The sequence below is a fragment of the Aeromonas sp. QDB03 genome (assembly GCF_027707985.1).
GTDB classification, from domain to species: domain Bacteria; phylum Pseudomonadota; class Gammaproteobacteria; order Enterobacterales; family Aeromonadaceae; genus Aeromonas; species Aeromonas hydrophila.
In genome coordinates this window covers 108,714-129,415 of the sequence record NZ_JAPCJG010000009.1, presented here as the reverse complement: position 1 = coordinate 129,415, position 20,702 = coordinate 108,714, and the positions used below count along the sequence as shown (strand labels likewise).

The following is a 20,702-nucleotide window of genomic DNA, read 5'->3' as shown; positions in this document are numbered from 1 at the left end:
TAAAATTGCAAAAAACTGCACTTTTTTAGTTATTCATATCCAAGCACAGCTTTTATACAAACTTATCCACAGAAACCACCAAATCCAGAGCTAAATTAGCCCTCCTCTGCGAGCAGCTCATACCACCGGCTGGCTTTTTCTGTACCAGGTGAATGGAAGATCATCATTCGATAATAAGGAATACCTACCTATATAAGGAACTACACGATCAAGAGTAAGCAGTCGAGGCAGTTGAGGCAGTTGAGGCAGTTGAGGCAGTTGAGGCAGTTGAGGCAGTTGAGGCAGTTGAGGCAGTTGAGGCAGTTGAGGCAGTTGAGGCAGTTGAGGCAGTTGAGGCAGTTGAGGCAGTTGAGGCAGTTGAGGCAGTTGAGGCAGTTGAGGCAGTATCAGAATCCATTAAAAGAAAAGCCGGGACAAGCCCGGCTTTTTCTTTATCACTCAGCAGCTGCTTCAGCAGCGGCCGGGCGGTCTACCAGCTCAATGTAAGCCATAGGGGCGTTGTCGCCTGCACGGAAACCGCATTTCAGAATGCGAGTATAACCGCCGGCGCGCTCCAGGTAGCGCGGGCCCAGTTCATTGAACAGCTTAGCCACGATCGCGTTATCGCGAGTACGGGCAAATGCCAGGCGACGATTAGCAACGCTATCAGTCTTGGCAAGGGTGATCAGCGGTTCAACTACACGACGCAGCTCTTTTGCCTTAGGCAGAGTCGTCTTGATGATCTCATGACGAACCAGGGAGCTGGCCATGTTGCGGAACATAGCCTGACGATGGCTGCTGTTCCGGTTCAGTTGACGACCACTCAAACGATGGCGCATGACCTTATCCTTCTAACTAAATCTGTGAAACCCGTAATCTGGATTACTCGTCAGCGATGCTGGCGGGCGGCCAATTCTCGAGGCGCATGCCAAGAGACAGACCACGGGAGGCCAACACGTCCTTGATCTCAGTCAGGGACTTCTTACCGAGGTTAGGAGTCTTAAGCAACTCAACTTCGGTACGCTGTACCAGATCACCAATATAGTGGATAGCTTCTGCCTTCAGACAGTTCGCAGAACGAACTGTCAGCTCCAAATCATCGACAGGACGCAGCAGAATCGGATCAAACTCGGGTTTCTCTTCTTTCTTCTCGGGCACGCTGACATCGCGCAGATCCACGAAGGCTTCCAGTTGCTCGGCCAGAATAGTGGCAGAACGACGGATGGCTTCTTCAGGATCCAGAGTACCATTGGTCTCCATGTCGATGACCAGCTTGTCCAAGTCGGTACGCTGCTCCACACGTGCTGCCTCAACGTTGTAGGCAATACGAACGATGGGGCTGAACGCAGAGTCCAACAGCAGGCGACCGATAGGACGCTCTTCATCATCGTTGTGAACACGAGCAGAAGCAGGCACATAACCACGACCGCGCTGAACTTTCAGGCGCATGCTGATTTCAGCATTGGCGCCAGTCAGGTGGCAGATTACGTGCTCCGGGTTTACGATCTCGACTTCATCACCGTGAGTGATATCACCAGCGGTAACGGGGCCTGTTCCAGACTTGGTCAGGGACAGAGTTACCTCGTCCTTGCCTTCCAGCTTCACAGCGATACCTTTCAGGTTGAGCAGGATTTCAAGAATGTCTTCCTGTACACCTTCTTTGCTGCTGTACTCATGCAGTACCCCGTCAATTTCGACTTCAGTAACTGCACAACCGGGCATAGAAGACAGCAAAATACGACGCAGGGCATTACCCAGCGTGTGACCAAAGCCACGCTCAAGTGGCTCGAGAGTCACTTTCGCATGAGTCGGGCTAACTTGCTCGATGTCAACTAGCCGCGGTTTAAGAAAATCTGTTACAGAACCCAGCATTGTGTCCTCTCTTTAGAAGCTAGCTTTACTTGGAGTAAAGCTCGACGATCAGCTGTTCGTTAATGTCGGCAGACAGGTCGGAACGCTCTGGCAGACGCTTGAAAGCACCTTCCATTTTAGCGGCATCAACCTCTACCCAAGTCGGCTTCTCGCGCTGACCAGCAACCTCGAGGGATGCTTTGATACGCGCTTGCTTCTTAGCCTTCTCACGAACGCAGATCACGTCCTCAGGGGAAACCTGGAAAGAAGGAATGTTCACAACGCGACCGTTGACCATGATGGCCTTGTGGCTCACCAGCTGACGAGATTCAGCACGGGTAGCACCGAAGCCCATACGGTAAACAACGTTGTCCAAACGACCTTCCAGCAGCTGCAACAGGTTTTCACCGGTGTTACCCTTTTGACGGGCAGCGTCGCGGTAGTAGTTGCGGAACTGTTTTTCCAATACGCCGTAGATACGACGAACTTTTTGTTTCTCGCGCAGCTGAACACCGTAGTCAGACAGACGCGCTTTACGCGCACCGTGTTGACCAGGAACGGTGTCAATCTTGCACTTAGAATCAATCGCACGAACACCAGACTTCAGGAAGAGGTCGGTGCCCTCACGACGGCTAAGCTTAAGCTTAGGACCGATATATCTTGCCATCTTCTTTCTCCAACAATCCTAGACCAAGTAGCTACAGCGTTACACGCGGCGCTTCTTGGGAGGACGACAACCGTTGTGCGGGATCGGAGTCACATCAGTAATGTTAGTGATGCGGAAACCAGCCGCGTTCAGAGCGCGGATGGAAGACTCACGACCGGGACCCGGACCTTTGACCATGACTTCCAGGTTCTTCACGCCGTATTCTTTGGCGATCTCACCAGCACGCTCAGCAGCTACCTGGGCAGCAAACGGAGTGGACTTACGGGAACCACGGAAACCTGAACCACCAGAGGTGGCCCATGACAGAGCATTGCCCTGACGGTCAGTAATGGTCACGATTGTGTTGTTGAAAGATGCATGAACGTGCGCAATACCGTCGCTCACTTGCTTTTTAACGCGCTTGCGAGCACGAGTCGGAGTTTTAGCCATTTTCTACCTTCCCGTTACTTCTTGATAGCCTTGCGCGGACCCTTACGGGTACGAGCGTTGGTCTTGGTACGTTGACCACGAACAGGCAGGCTACGACGGTGACGCAAACCACGGTAGCAACCCAGATCCATCAATCGCTTGATGTTCATGGAAATCTGACGACGCAGGTCACCTTCAACGGTGAATTTACCTACTTGTTCACGCAGACTCTCGATCTGAGCTTCGTCCAGGTCTTTAATTTTCACATTCTCAGCGATACCGGCTGCGGCACAGATGGCCTTGGAGCGGGTACGACCGACGCCATAAATAGCAGTCAAAGCGATGACTGCATGCTTATGGTCAGGAATGTTAATGCCAGCGATACGGGCCACTATTCACTCCTACATATAGTAGATTACGACCACCACAAAGCCCGTGAGCGGATACGTGGCGGTCAACCAATACACAACAAAAGTTGGCTGGCTATATTAGCCAGCACAACTATTTGTTGCAAGTACTAACCGTAAAAAATTAGCCTTGGCGCTGTTTATGCTTTGGCTCGCTGCAAATCACACGCACCACACCGTGACGCTTGATGATTTTGCAGTTACGGCAGATTGCCTTAACGGAAGCACGAACTTTCATTGCTTAACTCCGTAACTACGCCGACCTTTAGCGGCCGTAGCCCTTCAGGTTGGCCTTCCTCAGGACATCACCATATTGATGAGACATCATATGGGTCTGAACCTGAGCCATGAAGTCCATGATAACTACCACGATAATCAGCAGCGAAGTGCCACCGAAGTAGAACTGTACGTTCCAGGCAGTCATCAAGAACTGGGGTACCAGACAGATAAAGGTTATATAGAGCGCACCTGCCAATGTCAGGCGAGTCATAACCTTATCGATATAACGTGCTGTCTGCTCGCCCGGGCGGATCCCCGGGATAAAGGCTCCACTCTTCTTCAGGTTGTCTGCTGTCTCGCGGGGGTTGAACACCAGCGCGGTATAGAAGAAGCAGAAGAAGATAATGGCTGCTGCATAGAGCATCTCATACAAGGGCTGACCCGGCTGCAGGACCATAGAGACCTGTTGCAGGATGTCAGCGATCTTGCCCTCGCCCTGACCAAACCAAGAAGTAATGGTCCCTGGGAAGAGGATGATGCTGGATGCGAAAATCGCAGGAATCACACCGGCCATGTTCACTTTCAACGGCAGGTGTGTGCTTTGCGCGGCAAATACCTGGCGGCCTTGTTGACGCTTGGCATAGTTAACGACGATACGACGCTGACCACGCTCCACGAACACCACAAAGTAAGTCACTGCGAAAACAATCAAGCCCAGCAACAACAACAGCAGGATGTGCAATTCCCCTTGACGTGCCTGTTCGGCCGTAGCGCCAATGGCATGAGGCAGACCAGCAACGATACCTGTGAAGATAATCAACGAGATACCATTACCAATCCCACGCTCGGTAATCTGCTCACCCAACCACATCAAGAACATGGTACCGGTGACCAGACTCACAACGGCCGTGAAATAGAAGCCCAAACCCGGATGAGTCACGAGTCCTTGCATCATATTCGGCAGACCGGTTGCAATACCAATGGCCTGGAACGTTCCCAAAACCAGCGTGCCCCAACGGGTATATTGGCTAATCTTGCGACGGCCGGATTCACCTTCCTTCTTGAGTTCAGCAAGAGCGGGGTGAACCACAGTCAGCAGCTGGATAATGATCGACGCCGAAATGTACGGCATGATCCCCAGCGCAAGAATAGAAGCACGCGAGAGTGCACCACCACTGAACATGTTGAACATCTCAATGATGGTGCCCTTCTGTTGTTGGAACAACTCGGCCAGTACGGCGGCGTCAATACCAGGAATCGGCACATAAGAGCCTGCACGGAAAACGATAATCGCCCCGAGAACGAAGAGCAGACGGCTCTTCAGTTCACTCAGACCACCCTGTGCTTTAACATCCAATCCTGGTTTCTTAGCCATTGTACTGATTATTCCTCGATTTTACCGCCAGCGGCCTCGATGGCTGCACGTGCACCTTTGGTGACGGACAGACCACGAACGGTCACAGCACGGTCAATGTTGCCAGACAGAACAACTTTAGCGAACACGATGTTTTTAGTAATAACACCGGCTTGCTTCAGAGTGCTCACGTCGACCACATCACCTTCTACCAGGGCGATTTCGTTCAGGCGCACTTCGGCAGAAACCAAAGATTTGCGGGAGAAGAAACCGAACTTCGGCAGACGGATTTTCAAAGGCATCTGGCCGCCTTCGAAACCGTTGCGGACTTTGCCGCCACCGGAACGAGAGGTTTGACCTTTAACACCACGACCACCGGTCTTGCCCAGACCAGAACCGATACCACGGCCCGGACGGTGCTTAACGCGCTTGGAGCCAGCGGCCGGAGACAGAGTATTCAGACGCATGCTTAGCCCTCCACCTTAACCATGTAATAAACCTGGTTGATCATACCGCGTACGCAGGGAGTATCTTCCAGCTCAACGGTGTGACCAATGCGACGCAGACCCAGACCACGCAGAGTCGCCTTGTGCTTTGGCAGACGGCCGATAGAGCTGCGAGTTTGAGTTACTTTTACAGTGTTAGCCATGTCGCATTACCCCAGAATTTCGTCAACGCGCAGACCACGCTTGGCAGCGATCTGGGCCGGGGATTGACCCTGTACCAGAGCGTCGACAGTTGCGCGAACAACGTTGATTGGGTTGGTGGAACCGTAGGTCTTGGCCAGCACGTTGTGGATACCAGCAACTTCCAGAACAGCACGCATGGCGCCGCCTGCAATGATACCAGTACCTTGAGAGGCCGGCTTCATGAACACGGTGGAACCGGAGTGAACACCGCGCACCGGGTGGTGCAGAGTGCCGTTGTTCAGCTCAACCTTGTTCAGGTTACGCTTAGCCTGTTCCATCGCTTTTTGAATAGCGGCCGGAACTTCACGGGCTTTACCGTAACCGTAACCTACACGGCCGTTACCATCACCCACCACGGTCAACGCGGTGAAGGACATGATACGACCACCTTTAACAGTTTTCGAAACACGGTTTACTGCAATCAGCTTTTCTTGCAGTTCGCCGGCTTGAGATTCGACTTTAGCCATCTTCGACTCCTAGCTTAGAACTGAAGACCAGCGTCACGTGCAGCAGCTGCCAGAGCAGCGATGCGACCGTGATACTTGAAACCGGAACGATCGAAAGATACGTTCTGAACGCCTTTGGCAATAGCACGCTCAGCGATTGCTTTACCTACCGCGGTCGCTGCATCAGCGTTACCGGTGTATTTAATAGCTTCACTGATGGCTTTCTCTACTGTGGAAGCAGAGGCCAGAACTTCGGAACCGTTGGCTGCAATAACCTGCGCATAGATATGACGCGGGGTACGGTGAACAACCAGACGGGTAGCTCCCAGTTCCTGCATCTTTTTCCGAGCACGAGTAGCACGACGGAGACGAGCTGCTTTCTTGTCCATAGTGTTACCTTACTTCTTCTTAGCTTCTTTAGTACGCACTTGCTCGTTGGCATAGCGTACACCCTTGCCCTTGTAGGGCTCCGGAGCGCGGTAAGCACGGATATCGGCGGCGACTTGGCCAACCAGCTGCTTGTCGACACCACGCAGAACGATTTCTGTGGCAGTCGGGCACTCAGCGGTCACACCAGCCGGCAGCGCATGCTCTACCGGGTGAGAGAAGCCCAGAGCCAGCGCAACAGCATTGCCCTTGATGGAGGCTTTATAACCTACACCAACCAGCTGCAGCTTGCGCTCGAAGCCTTGGGTAACACCGATTACCATGTTGTTGACCAATGCACGGGCAGTACCGGCCTGAGCGTCAGCACCAGCGATGCCGTCGCGCGGGGCGAACTTCAGTACATTGTCTTCTTTGGTCACTTCTACACCGGCGTGAATAGAGCGAACCAGGGAACCTTTACCACCTTTGATGGACAGTTCCTGGCCGTTCAGAGTCACCTCTACGCCAGCAGGAATAGTGACGGGTGCCTTAGCAACACGAGACATTTCCTACCTCCTATTAAGCGACGTAGCAGATGATCTCACCGCCCATGCTTGCTTTGCGGGCAGCACGGTCAGTCATCACACCTTTAGACGTGGACACGATAGCAACACCGAGACCGCCCATAACTTTCGGCAGATCAGTAGTGCGCTTGTAAATACGCAGGCCGGGACGGCTCACGCGTTGGATCAGTTCTACAACTGGCTTGCCCTGGAAATATTTCAGTTCAATTTCCAGTTCCGGCTTCACGTCACCAGCTACGGAGTAGCCAGTGATGTAACCTTCTTCTTTCAGCACTTTGGCGATAGCCACTTTCAGCTTGGAAGAAGGCATGGAAACCGCAACTTTGCTCGCCGCCTGACCGTTACGGATGCGGGTCAGCATATCCGCGATCGGATCTTGCATGCTCATAAGTCTAACTCCCGAGATTCGTTACCAAGAAGCCTTCTTCAGGCCCGGAATTTCGCCCTTCATGGCATGCTCACGCACCTTGATGCGAGACAGGCCAAACTTGCGCAGGAAACCGTGCGGACGACCAGTAATATTGCAACGGTTACGCTGGCGGGACGGACTGGAATCACGGGGCAGCTGTTGCAGTTGCAGGACAGCATCCCAACGCGCTTCTTCAGAAGCGTTCATATCAACAATGATAGCTTTCAGCTCGGTTCGCTTGGAGGCGAACTTGGCTACCAGCTTCGCACGCTTTGCTTCACGTGCTTTCATGGAAGTTTTAGCCATAACCCTAACCTTACTTGCGGAATGGGAAGTTAAAGGCAGCCAGCAGAGCACGGCCTTCTTCATCGGTATTCGCGGAAGTGGTGATGGTGATATCCAGACCACGGACGCGATCGACCTTGTCATAGTCGATTTCCGGGAAGATGATTTGCTCACGCACGCCCATGGAGTAGTTACCACGACCGTCGAACGCTTTAGCGTTCAGGCCACGGAAGTCACGGATACGCGGTACGGAGATGCAAATCAGCCGTTCCAGGAACTCCCACATACGCTCGCCACGCAGGGTTACTTTACAACCTATCGGGTAGCCTTCACGAATCTTGAAGCCCGCAACAGATTTGCGAGCTTTGGTGATCAGCGGCTTCTGACCGGAAATGGCAGCCATATCGGCAGCAGCATTTTCCAGCAATTTCTTGTCAGAGATCGCTTCACCAACACCCATGTTCAGGGTGATTTTCTCGATCCGAGGGACTTGCATGATAGTCTTGTAACCGAACTGTTTGGACAGTTCATTTACTACATCGGATTTGTAGTAATCATGCAGTTTCGCCATCGTTAAACTCCAATTACTTCACAAGTTCGCCGGTGGATTTGAAGAAACGGACTTTTTTGCCGTCTTCAATCCGGAAACCAACGCGGTCAGCCTTGCCAGTGGCAGAGTTGAACAGCGCTACGTTAGATACATCGATGGGGGCTTCTTTGGTGACGATACCGCCAGCCTGACCCAGTGCGGGTACCGGCTTCTGGTGTTTCTTCACCTGGTTGATGCCTTCCACGATTACCTTACCTTTTGCAATCAGGACTTGAGTGACTTTGCCACGCTTGCCCTTGTCTTTGCCGGTAAGAACAATCACTTCGTCTTCGCGACGGATTTTAGCTGCCATCGTTCGACTCCTTACAGTACTTCGGGTGCCAGGGACACAATCTTCATGAACTTCTCATTACGCAGTTCACGAGTCACCGGGCCAAAAATACGAGTACCGATTGGCTGTTGGTTGTTGTTAAGCAACACAGCCGCATTGTTGTCGAAACGGATGACAGAGCCGTCCGGACGACGAACGCCTTTACGGGTGCGTACGACCACCGCGTTATACACATCACCTTTCTTCACTTTACCGCGAGGAATGGCTTCCTTGATGGAAACCTTGATGATGTCGCCGATGCCGGCGTAACGGCGGTGCGAACCACCCAGAACCTTAATACACATTACACTGCGAGCGCCGGAGTTGTCGGCAACACCCAGCATACTTTGCATCTGGATCATCTTAGTGCTCCGCTTTGTTTACTTCTTATCCCTCTCGGGATCTGGCTGCCTTCAAAAGGCGCGAAACTATAACACAGGATTTTTAGAAAAGGTAGCCTAAAAAACAAACGGCCCCGCTAAGGGGCCGTTTGGACTACAAAGTACCGATTAGGCCTTTTCTACAACGGCAACCAGGGTCCAGGACTTGGTCTTGGACAGCGGGCGGCATTCGCGGATTTCCACGAGGTCGCCAGCTTTGCATTCGTTGTTTTCATCATGTACGTGCAGCTTGGTAGTGCGCTTGATGATCTTACCGTAGATCGGGTGCTTTACCTTGCGCTCGATAGCAACAGTGATGGACTTGTCCATCTTGTCGCTGATTACACGACCTTGCAGAGTACGGATCTTGTCAGTCATTACGCACCTGCCTTCTCAGTCAGTACAGTCTTGATACGTGCGACGTCACGACGCACTTGTTTCAGAGTGTGAGTCTGAGCCAGCTGGCCGGTGGAAGCTTGCATGCGCATGTTGAATTGCTCACGCAGCAGACCCAGCAGCTCCTGGTTCAGTTCTTCGACGCTCTTTTGACGCAGATCTTGGGCTTTCATCACATCACCGTCTTAATTACGAAAGTGGTCTGAACGGACAGCTTAGCTGCGGCCAGGGCAAACGCTTCACGCGCCAGAGCCTCAGGTACACCATCCATCTCGTACAGAACCTTGCCAGGCTGGATCGGGCAAACCCAGTATTCCACGTTACCCTTACCTTTACCCATACGAACTTCGAGGGGCTTTTCGGTGATGGGCTTGTCCGGGAACACACGGATCCAGATCTTGCCTTGACGCTTAACGTGACGGGTCATGGCACGACGGGCTGCTTCGATTTGACGAGCAGTCAGTTGACCACGGGATGTCGCCTTCAGGCCAAAGGTACCGAAGGATACTTCGTTACCAGAGTTGGCCAGACCGCGGTTACGACCCTTGTGGGTCTTGCGGAATTTAGTACGCTTTGGTTGCAACATTTACCGAATCTCCTTACTTAGCAGCGCGGCGCTTGTTGTCACGCTTGGGCTTTGCAGGAGCTTGCTCTTGAGCAGCAGCGGCATTAACAGCAGCCAGACCGCCCAGAACTTCGCCCTTGAAGATCCAAACTTTAACGCCGATCACACCGTAAGTGGTGTGGGCTTCAGAAGTTGCGTAGTCGATGTCGGCACGCAGGGTGTGCAACGGCACACGACCTTCACGGTACCATTCGGTACGCGCGATTTCAGCGCCGCCCAGACGACCGGAAACTTCCACTTTGATGCCCTTGGCACCCAGGCGCATTGCGTTCTGTACGGCGCGCTTCATAGCACGACGGAACATTACACGACGCTCCAGCTGGGAAGTGATGCTGTCGGCAACCAGTTTGCCATCCAGCTCCGGCTTGCGGACTTCGGAAATGTTGATCTGAGCAGGCACGCCAGCAATTGCGGCTACAGCTTTGCGCAGTTTCTCAACGTCTTCGCCTTTCTTACCGATCACAACACCCGGACGAGCGGTGTGAATGGTCACACGGATGCTCTTGGCCGGACGCTCGATGGTGATCTTGGACAAGGACGCGTTTTTCAGTTCCTTGGTCAGGAACTGGCGTACTTGAAAATCGCTGTACAGGTTGTCAGCGAAGTCTTTGGTGTTCGCGAACCAGGTAGAATTCCAAGGCTTGGTAATACCCAGGCGAATGCCATTAGGATGTACTTTCTGACCCATTGCTTATCTCCCAGCCTTAGCGTCGGATACCACTACGGTGATGTGAGCGGTACGCTTGAGGATACGATCCGCACGACCTTTGGCACGCGGACGGATGCGCTTCATGGAGGGACCTTCGTCGACCATGATAGTAGCAACACGCAGCGCGTCGATATCGGCGCCTTCGTTGTGCTCAGCGTTTGCAATGGCAGATTCCAGCACTTTCTTCACCAGAGCTGCAGCCTTTTTCGGGCTGAAGGTCAGGATGTTCAGAGCCTTGTCTACGGACAGACCACGTACTTGATCGGCTACCAGACGAGCTTTCTGGGCAGAAGTACGGGCATAACGGTGTTTAGCGATAGCTTCCATCATTTATCCCTTAGCGCTTCTTAGCCTTCTTATCAGCAGCATGGCCGCGATAAGTACGAGTCGGTGCGAATTCACCCAGTTTGTGACCGATCATTTCTTCGGTAACGAAAACCGGAACGTGCTGACGACCATTATGGACAGCGATGGTCAAACCGATCATGTTCGGGATGATCATTGAACGACGGGACCAGGTCTTAACCGGCTTTTTATCCCCGCTTTCCACCGCTTTCTCTACCTTCTTCAGCAAGTGCAGGTCAATAAATGGACCCTTCTTGAGAGAACGTGGCATGGTGATTCCTCTATGTTAACAATTACTTGTTACGACGACGTACGATGTACTTGTCGGTACGCTTGTTCTTACGGGTCTTGAAGCCTTTAGCCTTCTGGCCCCATGGGGACACAGGCTGCATGCCCTTGTTGCGACCCTCACCACCACCGTGCGGGTGGTCGACCGGGTTCATCGCCATACCGCGAACGGTCGGACGAATACCACGCCAGCGGTTTGCACCGGCTTTACCCAGTTGACGCAGCATGTGCTCGGAGTTACCAACTTCACCGATGGTGGCGCGGCACTCGGCCAGAACTTTACGTACTTCGCCGGAACGCAGACGCAGAGTTACATAGTTACCTTCACGAGCCAGGATCTGGATGAAAGTACCAGCGGAACGAGCCAGCTGGGCACCTTTACCAGGCTTCATCTCAACAGCGTGAACGGTAGAACCGACCGGGATGTTGCGCATCGGCAGGGTGTTACCTACCTTGATTGCGGCATCAGCACCAGAAGCGATTGCATCACCAGCTTTCAGGCCTTTCGGAGCCAGGATGTAACGACGCTCACCGTCTGCATACAGCACCAGGGCGATGTTTGCGGTACGGTTAGGATCGTATTCCAGGCGCTCTACTTTGGCCGGGATACCGTCTTTGTCGCGCTTGAAGTCGACGATACGGTAGTGTTGCTTGTGACCACCGCCGATGTGACGGGTGGTGATGCGGCCGTTGTTGTTACGACCACCGGACTTGTCTTTCTTGTCCAGCAGAGCTGCAAAGGGCTTGCCCTTGTACAGGTCTTGGTTGACGATCTTGACGACGTGGCGGCGGCCCGGAGAAGTAGGCTTGCACTTAACGATTGCCATTTTTCAGAACTCCTCTTACTCGGCTGCGCCCATGAAGTCGATGTCCTGACCAGCTTTCAGGGTCACATAAGCCTTTTTCCAATCGGAACGACGGCCTACGCGTGCACCTGCGCGCTTGGTCTTACCCTTCATGTTCAGGGTACGGACGGTCTCAACTTCGACCTCGAACAGTTTCGCAACTGCAGCTTTGACTTCCGCCTTGGTGGCATCAACAGCAACTTTGAACACGATAGTGTTCTGCTTTTCTGCGACCATGGTGCTCTTTTCAGAGATGTGCGGAGCCTTCAGAACTTTCAGCAGACGCTCTTCACGGATCATGCCAGCATCTCCTCGATTTGCTTAACTGCGTCAGCAGTCATCAGAACCTTGTCGAAAGCGATCAGGCTGACCGGGTCGATACCGGCAACGTCACGCACGTCAACTTTGTACAGGTTACGAGCAGCCAGGAACAGGTTCTCATCGACTTCAGCAGTCACGATCAGAACGTCAGTCAGTTCCATTTCTTTCAGCTTGGCGATCAGTTCTTTGGTCTTCGGAGCTTCGATGCCGAACTTCTCAACAACGATCAGGCGCTCTTGACGTACCAGCTCGGACAGGATGCTACGGATAGCGCCGCGGTACATCTTCTTGTTTACTTTCTGGCTGTGATCTTGCGGCTTAGCTGCAAAAGTCACACCACCGGAACGCCAAATGGGCGAACGGATGGAGCCAGCACGGGCACGACCAGTACCCTTCTGACGCCACGGCTTTTTGCCGCCACCAGACACTTCAGAGCGAGTCAGCTGCGCACGAGTACCCTGACGGGCACCAGCGGCATAAGCAACGACAACCTGGTGAACCAGAGCTTCGTTGAATTCGCGCCCGAAGGTAGTCTCGGAAACTTCAAGAGCGCTCTTGGCGTCTTTCATTACCAATTCCATTACTATCTCCTCAGACGTTACGCTTTGACGGCAGGTTTAACGATCACGTTGCCGTTGGTTGCACCCGGTACTGCGCCTTTGATGAGCAGCAGGTTGCGTTCAGCGTCAACACGAACCAGTTCCAGGTTCTGAGTCGTTACACGCTCAGCACCCATGTGACCAGCCATCTTTTTGCCCTTGAATACACGGCCCGGGGTCTGGTTTTGACCGATGGAGCCAGGTACACGGTGGGACAGAGAGTTACCGTGGGTCATATCCTGGGTGCGGAAGTTCCAGCGCTTAACAGTACCGGCAAAACCTTTACCCTTGGATGTGCCGGTAACGTCTACCAGCTTAACGTCAGCGAGAAGATCTACTTTCAGCTCGCTACCAACAGTGAAAGTTTCACCGTTGTTCAGGCGGAATTCCCACAGACCGCGACCGGCTTCTACACCAGCTTTGGCGAAGTGGCCAGCTTCCGGCTTGGTTACACGGCTGGCTTTCTTGGCGCCAGTGGTAACCTGAATAGCGTTGTAGCCGTCGGTTTCTACAGATTTGACCTGAGTTACACGGTTAGCTTCAACTTCGATAACAGTCACCGGGATAGAAACGCCATCTTCAGTGAAGATGCGAGTCATACCCACTTTGCGACCTACAAGACCGATTGTCATTGTTATCAACCTCTTTCCGTAATTAACCCAGGCTGATCTGGACGTCTACACCAGCTGCCAGATCCAGACGCATCAGGGCGTCAACGGTCTTGTCAGTCGGCTCAACGATGTCTACCAGACGCTTGTGAGTGCGGATCTCGTACTGATCACGCGCATCTTTGTTGACGTGCGGGGAGATCAGGACGGTGAAGCGCTCTTTGCGAGTCGGCAGCGGAATAGGACCGCGAACCTGCGCGCCGGTGCGCTTTGCAGTTTCAACGATTTCCGCAGTGGATTGATCGATCAGGCGATGATCAAAAGCCTTCAGGCGGATACGGATTCTTTGGTTCTGCATTGACAGAGCTCCAATAGATAAAAGAACATAAATCAACACCGCCCGACCGAGATTACTCCCGCCAGAGGTGTGATTTTTCACGTTTCCTCCCATATCGGGAGGACTGTATGGCTGGCCCCCGCAAGCGGGAAACTCAGCAAGCAGACATATCGTCTGGCTTACCTCATGGGTAAGCGGAGGGGATTATACGGATTTTTTCAATTTGCGCAAGAGAAGGCGAACAGATTGTGCGCAATTTTATGTGACAGATGGATCTCGCCAACAGCTGGGCAAGCCCTTGCCTGGCAAGGGTAACGACAATGTTGCAAACAGGCTGGTAGACTGTGCGCCGGCCTTCGTCATCGGAACGACACCCCATGCTCAAAGATCAGAAAAAAGCCTATCAATATGGACTCTGCGCCGTCGCCCTCTGGTCGACGGTCGCCAGCGCCTTCAAGATCTCCCTCGCCTACTTTGAACCGGTACAGCTGCTGCTGGTCGCGGCCTGCACCTCGACCCTGACGCTGGGAGTGATCGTGGCCTGTCAGGGCAAACTGCCGCTGTTGCTCGACTACATCAAGAGTCGTCCCCTCTACTATCTGGCACTGGGAGTACTCAACCCCTTCCTCTATTACCTGTTGCTGTTCAAGGCGTATGACCTGCTGCCCGCCCAGCAGGCGCAGACCCTCAACTACACCTGGGCCATCACCCTCAGTCTGCTGGCGGTGCCCTTCCTCGGTCAGAAGCTGCGCCGCCGCGACGGGGTGGCCATCGTGCTCGGCTACTTCGGCGCGCTGGTGATCGCCACCAAGGGAGATGTATTCGGTCTGCAGTTCGACAGCCCCCTCGGCGTCACGCTGGCACTGGTGTCGACCCTGATCTGGGCCGGCTACTGGATCCTCAACACCCGCAACCAGGGTGACCCCATCGTCAGTCTGCTGCTCGGCTTCCTCATCAGCCTGCCCTTTATCGTCGCGGCAACCTGGCTGCTCTCGGACTTTGCCATGACCGCCTGGCAGGGCTGGGCCGGTGCCATCTACGTGGGGTTGTTTGAGATGGGCTTCGGCTTCGTGCTCTGGCTGATGGCCCTACGCCACGCCACCAACACGGCCCCCATCAGCAACCTCATCTTCATCTCGCCGTTTGCTTCGCTGGTGCTGCTCAACCTGCTGATCGGCGAGACCATCCACCCGGCCACCCCCATCGGGCTGGCGCTCATCGTCGCCGCCCTGCTGATCCAGCAGCTGAAATACGGCAGGCGCTACCGCAAGACCAGCGAGCCGCAAGCCTGACATGCGAAGGGCGTATCCACGGATACGCCCTTCGTTCAATCAATCCACTCCAGCGGCTGGTTCTTGGGCAGCCGGATCTCCACCAGCAAGCCCCCCAGCTCGGAGCGCCCCAACCTGATGGTGCCATGATGCTGGGACACGATCTTGGCGACGATGGCCAACCCCAGGCCGCTGCCGCTGCCGGTACGGGCCTCGTTGCCCTGAGTGAAGGGCTTGAGCACCCGGTAATAATCCTGCTCCGGAATGCCGGGGCCATCATCCGACAGACGCAGCCGCACCCAGTGGCCATCATCCTTGAGCTCGGCCTGCAGCCGGCTCGCACCGTAGCGCAGCGAATTGCCCGACAGGTTGTTGAGGATGCGGCGAATGCTGATGGGGTTGCAGGCCACCCGCACCGCCTCGGTCGGCAACTCGAGCTCCACCTCCAGTCCCTGATCGGTCTGCACCAGCAAGCTGTCGTGGATCAGCTGGGTCAGGTCGATCTGCTGGGTATCCAGCCCCTCGTCCGGCCGAATGTAGTCGATGAACTGATCGATGATGCCATTGGACTCGTCAATGTCCGCATTGATGCTCTCCTTGAGGTACTCATCGCCGGAGGACATCATCTCGGTCGCCAGCCGGATACGGGTCAAGGGGGTGCGCAGATCGTGGGAGACGCCCGCCATCATCAGATTGCGCTCCTCGATCAGGCCCTTGATGGAGCTCGACATGTGATTGAAGGTGCGAGTCAACCGACGCACCTCCCGTGAGCCCTGCTCCCCCAACGCATCGGGGAAATTGCCGCGCGCCACCGCCACGGCCCCCGCTTCCAGATCCTCCAGCGGCCGCACCAGCTGGCGGGCAAAGCGCCAGGCGGCGAACAGGGTCACCACCAGCAGCACGCTCATGTAGAGGATCAGCGGTTCAATATCGTCGTCCTCGATCTCGGTCAGCGGGATGCGCACCCACACCTTGTTGGCCTGGGGCGGCTGGATCCAGATGATGTAGTGATCCTGGATCTCGACCCTGACCTTGGTCTTGCCCCCCAGCTCGCGGCTGATGCTCTCCTCCAGATAGGTGTAGGGCTTGGACTCGTTGAGCCCGTGCTGCTCCGCCTCGGTCTGGGTATAGATATCGCTGCCGGTCGCCACATAGACCAGCGCCTCGGCGTCTTCACTCAGCGCCAGCTGGTTGCTCTCGACCGGGAAGATGAGCTTGACCTGGTTGGCCAGCAGGTGGCTGATCTGCTTGACGGTCGGCGCCAGCAGATAGTTGTAGAAGGTGGCATAGGAGACAAACTGATAGACCACCAGCACGGCGGCCAAAAACCAGAGCATGCGGGAGAACATGCTGCTCACTTTCTTCATTCGCCGTCACCGTCCGGCACGAACACATAGCCCAGACCCCAGACAGTCTGCAGATAACGGGGCTGCGCCGGGTCCTGCTCCAGCAGGCGACGCAGGCGGGAGACCTGCACGTCGATGCTGCGCTCGGTGGCGGTATATTCACGACCACGGGCCAGGTTCATCAGCTTGTCGCGGGAGAGAGGCTCGCGCGGATGGCTCACCAACACCTTGAGCACGGCGAATTCACCGCTGGTCAGCGCAACCGGGTCACCATCGCGGCTCAGCTCGCGGGTCGCCAGGTTGAGCTGGTAGCTGCCAAAGCTCACCACCTTCTCGGCGGTAGAGGGGGCCCCCGGCAACTCGACGGTGTGCCGACGCAGCACGGCGCGGATCCGGGCCAGCAGCTCACGGGGGTTGAACGGCTTGGGCAGGTAATCATCGGCCCCCATCTCGAGCCCGACGATGCGATCCACCTCATCCCCCTTGGCGGTCAGCATCAGCACCGGGATCTGGTTGCCAGCCTCGCGCAGGCGGCGGCAGATGGAGAGGCCGTCTTCCCCCGGCAGCATCAAATCCAGCACCATCAGGCTGAAGTTCTCACGGGTCAGCAGGCGGTCGGCCTGTTCGCCATTGGCGACGCCCCGAACCACGAACCCCTGTTCGGTCAGGTAGCGCTCCAGCAGGGAACGTAATTTCAAATCATCGTCGACGACCAGAACCTTGTATTGCTGACTCATTGCTTGCCTCTCCTCTCGATATGCTGCCAATACTAGAGCTCGGGCTCGTAACGGCCAAGCCTAAATATGTTACCGGTTATTGCCCATTCAGCCGATTTTACGCCCCTTCACCCCGCGTCTCATCACTCAGGCATCCCCTCAGACGCCCCAGTTTTTGCTCGACAGCAAGGCGACAACGGATAAGATCTGCCGAGCCATAAGAGGCTCATCAGCCCCACTGACACAGGTAACGACCGATGAAGACCAAGCTGATCACCCGTGAAGGCTACAACAAGCTCAAACAGGAGCTCGATTTCCTCTGGCGCGAGGAGCGCCCCGAGACCACCCGCAAAGTGGCCTGGGCGGCCAGCCTCGGTGATCGCAGCGAGAATGCCGACTACCAATACAACAAGAAACGGCTGCGAGAGATCGACCGGCGGGTCCGTTACCTGCGCAAGTGCCTCGAGGAGCTGGGGATCGTCGACTACTCCCCCGCCCAGGAGGGCAAGGTCTTTTTCGGTGCCTGGGTCGAGGTGGAAAACGAGGAGGGAGAGACCAAGCGCTTTCGCATCGTCGGCTATGACGAGATCTTCGAGCGCAAGGATTACATCTCCATCGACTCCCCCATGGCCCGCGCCCTGCTCAAGAAAGAGGTGGGGGACGAGGCCATAGTACGTACGCCAGTCGGTGACGCCTGCTGGTACATCAATGAGATCAGCTATCCCAAATAAGCCAGCGCCGGCCCAGACGGCCAAATCGGCTGACGAGGCCAGGATGGACCGAGCATGTCCGCCCACCGGGTATGACAAGCGTCGTTTTAGCCGGGGTGGCATCCCGCTGCCCGACCCCATATAGTGCTCACACCCGGCGCCTTGCGGCGCCAACCGGCCCGCGCGGCAGTGGTCCGGCTGGTACCTTGAGTACCGCCAGGACAGACCCCCTGCCCGGCGACATCGCCTCGCGCCTGCCCGTTGACCAGGACCCGACCAAGAGACCCTCGATGCAAAGCCACGTAATAGAACATCAGATTGCCGATGAGTTGAATGCCCGCCCGGAGCAGGTGCAGGCCGCCGTTCGCCTGCTGGACGAAGGCGCCACCGTCCCCTTCATCGCCCGTTACCGCAAAGAGGTGACCGGCGGTCTGGACGACAACCAGCTGCGTACCCTGGAGAGCCGCCTCGGCTACCTGCGTGAACTGGCGGATCGCCGCCAGGTGATCCTGCGCTCCATCGAAGAGCAGGGCAAACTGACCCCCGAGCTGGCCCGCGAGCTGAACGACGCCGACAGCAAGACCCGACTGGAAGACCTCTACCTCCCCTACAAGCCCAAGCGGCGCACCAAGGGGCAGATGGCCATCGAGGCGGGGTTGGAGCCTCTGGCCGGCCTGCTGCTGAGCGACCCGATGAAGGATCCCGAGCAGGAGGCGGTTCGCTTCCTCAATGCCGAGCAGGGGATCACCGACGGCAAGGCCGCCCTCGACGGTGCCCGCTACATCCTGATGGAGCGCTTCGCCGAGCAGGCCGACCTGCTGGAGAAGCTGCGCGACTACCTGTGGCACAACGCCACCCTGCGTGCTCGCGTGGTGGCCGGCAAGGAGCAGGAAGGGGCCAAGTTCAAGGATTACTTCGAACATGACGAACCGCTGCACAAGGCCCCCTCCCACCGGGTGCTGGCCATGCTGCGCGGTCGCAACGAGGGGATCCTCAACCTGGCGCTGGTCGCCGGCGACGATGAGGGTGCCAGCCCCTGCGAAGGGATCATCGCCCATCACCTCAGGCTCAACCTGCAACACCGTCCGGCCGACAAGTGGCTGCAGGGGGTGGTGAGCTGGACCTGGAAGATCAAGCTCTCCTTACAGATGGAGACCGAGCTGATCGGCCGCATCCGCGAGTCAGCAGAAGACGAGGCGATCAAGGTATTCGCCATGAACCTCAAGGATCTGCTGATGGCAGCGCCGGCCGGCATGCGCTGCACCATGGGGCTGGATCCGGGTATCCGCACCGGGGTCAAGGTGGCGGTGGTCGATGCCACCGGCAAGCTGGTCGATCACGCGACCATCTATCCGTTCGAACCCAAGCGCCAGGTTGACCAGAGTCTCAAGACCCTGAGCGAGCTGTGCCAGAAGCACAAGGTCGAGCTCATCAGCATCGGCAACGGTACCGCCTCGCGGGAAACCGACCGCCTGGTGAGCGATCTGTTCGAGCGCTACCCGGCGGCCAAGGCGCAGAAAATTGTAGTGAGCGAGGCGGGGGCCTCGGTCTATTCCGCCTCCGAGCTCGCCTCCCAGGAGTTCCCGGATCTCGATGTCTCCATTCGCGGCGCCGTCTCCATCGCCCGCCGGCTGCAGGATCCCCTGGCCGAGCTGGTCAAGATCGATCCCAAGAGCATAGGTGTCGGCCAGTACCAGCACGACGTCGGTCAGAGCCAGCTGGCCCGCCGACTCGATGCGGTGGTCGAGGATTGCGTGAACGCGGTCGGGGTGGATGTGAATACCGCCTCGGTCGCCCTGCTCAACCGGGTTTCCGGCCTCTCCCAGACCCTGGCCCAGAACATCGTCGCCTACCGGGACGAGAACGGCGCCTTCCAGCATCGTCAGCAGTTGCTGAAAGTGAGCCGACTCGGGCCCAAGGCATTCGAGCAGTGCGCCGGCTTCCTGCGCATTCGTGGCGGCAGCAATCCGCTGGACGGCTCGGCGGTGCACCCGGAATCCTACCCAGTGGTGGAGCGGATCCTCGCCAAGCTGGAGCAGACCGTGGACAGCCTGCTCGGCAACAGCAGCCTGCTGCGCACTCTCAAGCCCGCCGACTACACCGATGAGCAGTTCGGGGTGCCCACCGTCACCGACATCATCGGCGAGCTGGACAAGCCAGGCCGCGACCCGCGCCCCGAGTTCAAGACCGCCACCTTCAAGGACGGGGTGGAGAAAATCAGCGATCTGGTGCCCGAGATGGTGCTGGAGGGGGTGGTCACCAACGTCACCAACTTTGGCGCCTTCGTCGACATCGGCGTCCATCAGGACGGCCTAGTGCACATCTCCTCCCTGACCGATCGCTTCGTCAAGGATCCCCGCGAGGTGGTCAAGGCCGGCGACATCGTCCGGGTCAAGGTGCTGGAGGTCGACGTACCGCGCAAACGCATCAGTCTGACCATGCGTCTGGATGAAAAAGCCGGCCAGCCAGCCCGCAAACCGGCCGAGCCGCGCCACACCGGCAACGCCAAGCCGAAGCAGGCACCGCGTCAGAGTCCCCCGGCCGATGGCGCCATGGGCAACGCCTTCGCGGCCGCCCTGTCGAAGCTGAAGAAATAAGTCCCCAGAATGCAAAAAGCCCCGC

33 protein-coding genes are annotated in these 20,702 nt (G+C 56.1%); 3 read left to right on the top strand and 30 right to left on the bottom strand.

Features of this window, described 5'->3' with window-relative positions:
• Positions 1-434 precede the first annotated feature (434 nt).
• The 28 genes from rplQ to rpsJ form a co-directional block, all read right to left on the bottom strand.
• Positions 435-818: a 50S ribosomal protein L17 gene (gene rplQ / locus PG900_RS19020; protein WP_005307999.1), complete on the bottom strand. Its 384-nt coding sequence runs from the start codon at positions 816-818 to the stop codon at positions 435-437.
• 43 nt (positions 819-861) lie between these two features.
• The gene (locus PG900_RS19015) at positions 862-1,851 is read right to left on the bottom strand and encodes a DNA-directed RNA polymerase subunit alpha (protein WP_005307997.1); all 990 of its coding nucleotides are present in this window, start codon (positions 1,849-1,851) and stop codon (positions 862-864) included.
• Positions 1,852-1,876: 25 nt separating this feature from the next.
• Positions 1,877-2,497, bottom strand: a complete 621-nt coding sequence (rpsD, locus tag PG900_RS19010; protein ID WP_011704319.1) for a 30S ribosomal protein S4 — start codon at positions 2,495-2,497, stop codon at positions 1,877-1,879.
• A gap of 39 nt (positions 2,498-2,536) precedes the next feature.
• Positions 2,537-2,926 carry a 30S ribosomal protein S11 gene (gene rpsK / locus PG900_RS19005; RefSeq protein WP_005319702.1) on the bottom strand — a complete coding sequence of 130 codons (390 nt, stop codon included), beginning with the start codon at positions 2,924-2,926 and terminating at the stop codon, positions 2,537-2,539.
• A gap of 14 nt (positions 2,927-2,940) precedes the next feature.
• Positions 2,941-3,297 carry a 30S ribosomal protein S13 gene (rpsM, locus tag PG900_RS19000; RefSeq protein ID WP_005307991.1) on the bottom strand — a complete coding sequence of 119 codons (357 nt, stop codon included), beginning with the start codon at positions 3,295-3,297 and terminating at the stop codon, positions 2,941-2,943.
• A 139-nt stretch (positions 3,298-3,436) separates the two neighbouring features.
• Positions 3,437-3,550, bottom strand: coding sequence for a 50S ribosomal protein L36 (rpmJ, locus tag PG900_RS18995; protein WP_005319705.1), 114 nt, complete (start codon positions 3,548-3,550; stop codon positions 3,437-3,439).
• A gap of 27 nt (positions 3,551-3,577) precedes the next feature.
• The gene (gene secY, locus PG900_RS18990) at positions 3,578-4,906 is read right to left on the bottom strand and encodes a preprotein translocase subunit SecY (protein ID WP_010672567.1); all 1,329 of its coding nucleotides are present in this window, start codon (positions 4,904-4,906) and stop codon (positions 3,578-3,580) included.
• Between the two features lie 8 nt (positions 4,907-4,914).
• Positions 4,915-5,352 carry a 50S ribosomal protein L15 gene (rplO, locus tag PG900_RS18985; RefSeq protein WP_005307987.1) on the bottom strand — a complete coding sequence of 146 codons (438 nt, stop codon included), beginning with the start codon at positions 5,350-5,352 and terminating at the stop codon, positions 4,915-4,917.
• Between the two features lie 2 nt (positions 5,353-5,354).
• A complete protein-coding gene (rpmD, locus tag PG900_RS18980; RefSeq protein ID WP_005307985.1) occupies positions 5,355-5,534 on the bottom strand; it encodes a 50S ribosomal protein L30 in 180 nt (59 codons plus the stop codon).
• Positions 5,535-5,540: 6 nt separating this feature from the next.
• A complete protein-coding gene (rpsE, locus tag PG900_RS18975; protein ID WP_270801366.1) occupies positions 5,541-6,041 on the bottom strand; it encodes a 30S ribosomal protein S5 in 501 nt (166 codons plus the stop codon).
• Positions 6,042-6,055: 14 nt separating this feature from the next.
• Positions 6,056-6,409, bottom strand: a complete 354-nt coding sequence (gene rplR, locus PG900_RS18970; protein WP_011704317.1) for a 50S ribosomal protein L18 — start codon at positions 6,407-6,409, stop codon at positions 6,056-6,058.
• A gap of 9 nt (positions 6,410-6,418) precedes the next feature.
• The gene (rplF, locus tag PG900_RS18965; RefSeq protein ID WP_005307981.1) at positions 6,419-6,952 is read right to left on the bottom strand and encodes a 50S ribosomal protein L6; all 534 of its coding nucleotides are present in this window, start codon (positions 6,950-6,952) and stop codon (positions 6,419-6,421) included.
• A 13-nt stretch (positions 6,953-6,965) separates the two neighbouring features.
• Positions 6,966-7,358 carry a 30S ribosomal protein S8 gene (rpsH, locus tag PG900_RS18960; RefSeq protein ID WP_011704316.1) on the bottom strand — a complete coding sequence of 131 codons (393 nt, stop codon included), beginning with the start codon at positions 7,356-7,358 and terminating at the stop codon, positions 6,966-6,968.
• 21 nt (positions 7,359-7,379) lie between these two features.
• The gene (rpsN, locus tag PG900_RS18955) at positions 7,380-7,685 is read right to left on the bottom strand and encodes a 30S ribosomal protein S14 (protein WP_011704315.1); all 306 of its coding nucleotides are present in this window, start codon (positions 7,683-7,685) and stop codon (positions 7,380-7,382) included.
• Positions 7,686-7,695: 10 nt separating this feature from the next.
• On the bottom strand, positions 7,696-8,235 hold the full coding sequence (rplE, locus tag PG900_RS18950) for a 50S ribosomal protein L5 (RefSeq protein ID WP_005331162.1): 540 nt from the start codon (positions 8,233-8,235) through the stop codon (positions 7,696-7,698).
• A gap of 13 nt (positions 8,236-8,248) precedes the next feature.
• On the bottom strand, positions 8,249-8,566 hold the full coding sequence (gene rplX / locus PG900_RS18945) for a 50S ribosomal protein L24 (protein WP_005307977.1): 318 nt from the start codon (positions 8,564-8,566) through the stop codon (positions 8,249-8,251).
• A gap of 11 nt (positions 8,567-8,577) precedes the next feature.
• Positions 8,578-8,946 carry a 50S ribosomal protein L14 gene (rplN, locus tag PG900_RS18940; protein ID WP_005307975.1) on the bottom strand — a complete coding sequence of 123 codons (369 nt, stop codon included), beginning with the start codon at positions 8,944-8,946 and terminating at the stop codon, positions 8,578-8,580.
• 147 nt (positions 8,947-9,093) lie between these two features.
• On the bottom strand, positions 9,094-9,342 hold the full coding sequence (rpsQ, locus tag PG900_RS18935) for a 30S ribosomal protein S17 (RefSeq protein ID WP_005307966.1): 249 nt from the start codon (positions 9,340-9,342) through the stop codon (positions 9,094-9,096).
• Positions 9,342-9,533, bottom strand: coding sequence for a 50S ribosomal protein L29 (rpmC, locus tag PG900_RS18930; protein ID WP_005307965.1), 192 nt, complete (start codon positions 9,531-9,533; stop codon positions 9,342-9,344). The genes rpsQ and rpmC overlap by 1 nt, the downstream gene beginning before the upstream one ends.
• A complete protein-coding gene (gene rplP / locus PG900_RS18925) occupies positions 9,533-9,946 on the bottom strand; it encodes a 50S ribosomal protein L16 (RefSeq protein ID WP_005307963.1) in 414 nt (137 codons plus the stop codon). The genes rpmC and rplP overlap by 1 nt, the downstream gene beginning before the upstream one ends.
• A 13-nt stretch (positions 9,947-9,959) precedes the next feature.
• A complete protein-coding gene (rpsC, locus tag PG900_RS18920) occupies positions 9,960-10,673 on the bottom strand; it encodes a 30S ribosomal protein S3 (protein ID WP_005331168.1) in 714 nt (237 codons plus the stop codon).
• Positions 10,674-10,676: 3 nt separating this feature from the next.
• Complete coding sequence (gene rplV / locus PG900_RS18915; protein ID WP_011704314.1) at positions 10,677-11,021, bottom strand: 50S ribosomal protein L22; 345 nt, start codon at positions 11,019-11,021, stop codon at positions 10,677-10,679.
• A gap of 10 nt (positions 11,022-11,031) precedes the next feature.
• Positions 11,032-11,310 (bottom strand): 30S ribosomal protein S19, encoded by a 279-nt coding sequence (gene rpsS / locus PG900_RS18910; protein WP_005307960.1) that lies wholly within the window; start codon positions 11,308-11,310, stop codon positions 11,032-11,034.
• Positions 11,311-11,332: 22 nt separating this feature from the next.
• On the bottom strand, positions 11,333-12,154 hold the full coding sequence (gene rplB, locus PG900_RS18905; RefSeq protein WP_005307957.1) for a 50S ribosomal protein L2: 822 nt from the start codon (positions 12,152-12,154) through the stop codon (positions 11,333-11,335).
• Between the two features lie 15 nt (positions 12,155-12,169).
• Positions 12,170-12,472: a 50S ribosomal protein L23 gene (gene rplW / locus PG900_RS18900; RefSeq protein WP_005307955.1), complete on the bottom strand. Its 303-nt coding sequence runs from the start codon at positions 12,470-12,472 to the stop codon at positions 12,170-12,172.
• Complete coding sequence (gene rplD / locus PG900_RS18895) at positions 12,469-13,074, bottom strand: 50S ribosomal protein L4 (RefSeq protein WP_005340616.1); 606 nt, start codon at positions 13,072-13,074, stop codon at positions 12,469-12,471. Before rplD ends, rplW begins: the two co-directional genes overlap by 4 nt.
• A 17-nt stretch (positions 13,075-13,091) precedes the next feature.
• Positions 13,092-13,724: a 50S ribosomal protein L3 gene (gene rplC, locus PG900_RS18890; protein ID WP_010672559.1), complete on the bottom strand. Its 633-nt coding sequence runs from the start codon at positions 13,722-13,724 to the stop codon at positions 13,092-13,094.
• 22 nt (positions 13,725-13,746) lie between these two features.
• Positions 13,747-14,058 carry a 30S ribosomal protein S10 gene (gene rpsJ, locus PG900_RS18885; RefSeq protein ID WP_005307944.1) on the bottom strand — a complete coding sequence of 104 codons (312 nt, stop codon included), beginning with the start codon at positions 14,056-14,058 and terminating at the stop codon, positions 13,747-13,749.
• A gap of 356 nt (positions 14,059-14,414) precedes the next feature.
• On the opposite strand from rpsJ, the gene PG900_RS18880 reads away from it, so the two are divergent.
• On the top strand, positions 14,415-15,329 hold the full coding sequence (locus PG900_RS18880; protein ID WP_270832038.1) for a DMT family transporter: 915 nt from the start codon (positions 14,415-14,417) through the stop codon (positions 15,327-15,329).
• A 35-nt stretch (positions 15,330-15,364) separates the two neighbouring features.
• On the opposite strand, the gene envZ is transcribed toward PG900_RS18880, so the two are convergent.
• Both envZ and ompR read right to left on the bottom strand, forming a co-directional pair.
• On the bottom strand, positions 15,365-16,675 hold the full coding sequence (gene envZ, locus PG900_RS18875) for a two-component system sensor histidine kinase EnvZ (RefSeq protein WP_043126612.1): 1,311 nt from the start codon (positions 16,673-16,675) through the stop codon (positions 15,365-15,367).
• Positions 16,672-17,391: an osmolarity response regulator transcription factor OmpR gene (ompR, locus tag PG900_RS18870; RefSeq protein ID WP_005307934.1), complete on the bottom strand. Its 720-nt coding sequence runs from the start codon at positions 17,389-17,391 to the stop codon at positions 16,672-16,674. The genes envZ and ompR overlap by 4 nt, the downstream gene beginning before the upstream one ends.
• A 236-nt stretch (positions 17,392-17,627) precedes the next feature.
• On the opposite strand from ompR, the gene greB reads away from it, so the two are divergent.
• Positions 17,628-18,101, top strand: coding sequence for a transcription elongation factor GreB (greB, locus tag PG900_RS18865; protein WP_011704309.1), 474 nt, complete (start codon positions 17,628-17,630; stop codon positions 18,099-18,101).
• Positions 18,102-18,370: 269 nt separating this feature from the next.
• Positions 18,371-20,677, top strand: a complete 2,307-nt coding sequence (locus tag PG900_RS18860) for a Tex family protein (protein ID WP_270832037.1) — start codon at positions 18,371-18,373, stop codon at positions 20,675-20,677.
• Positions 20,678-20,702 lie beyond the last annotated feature (25 nt).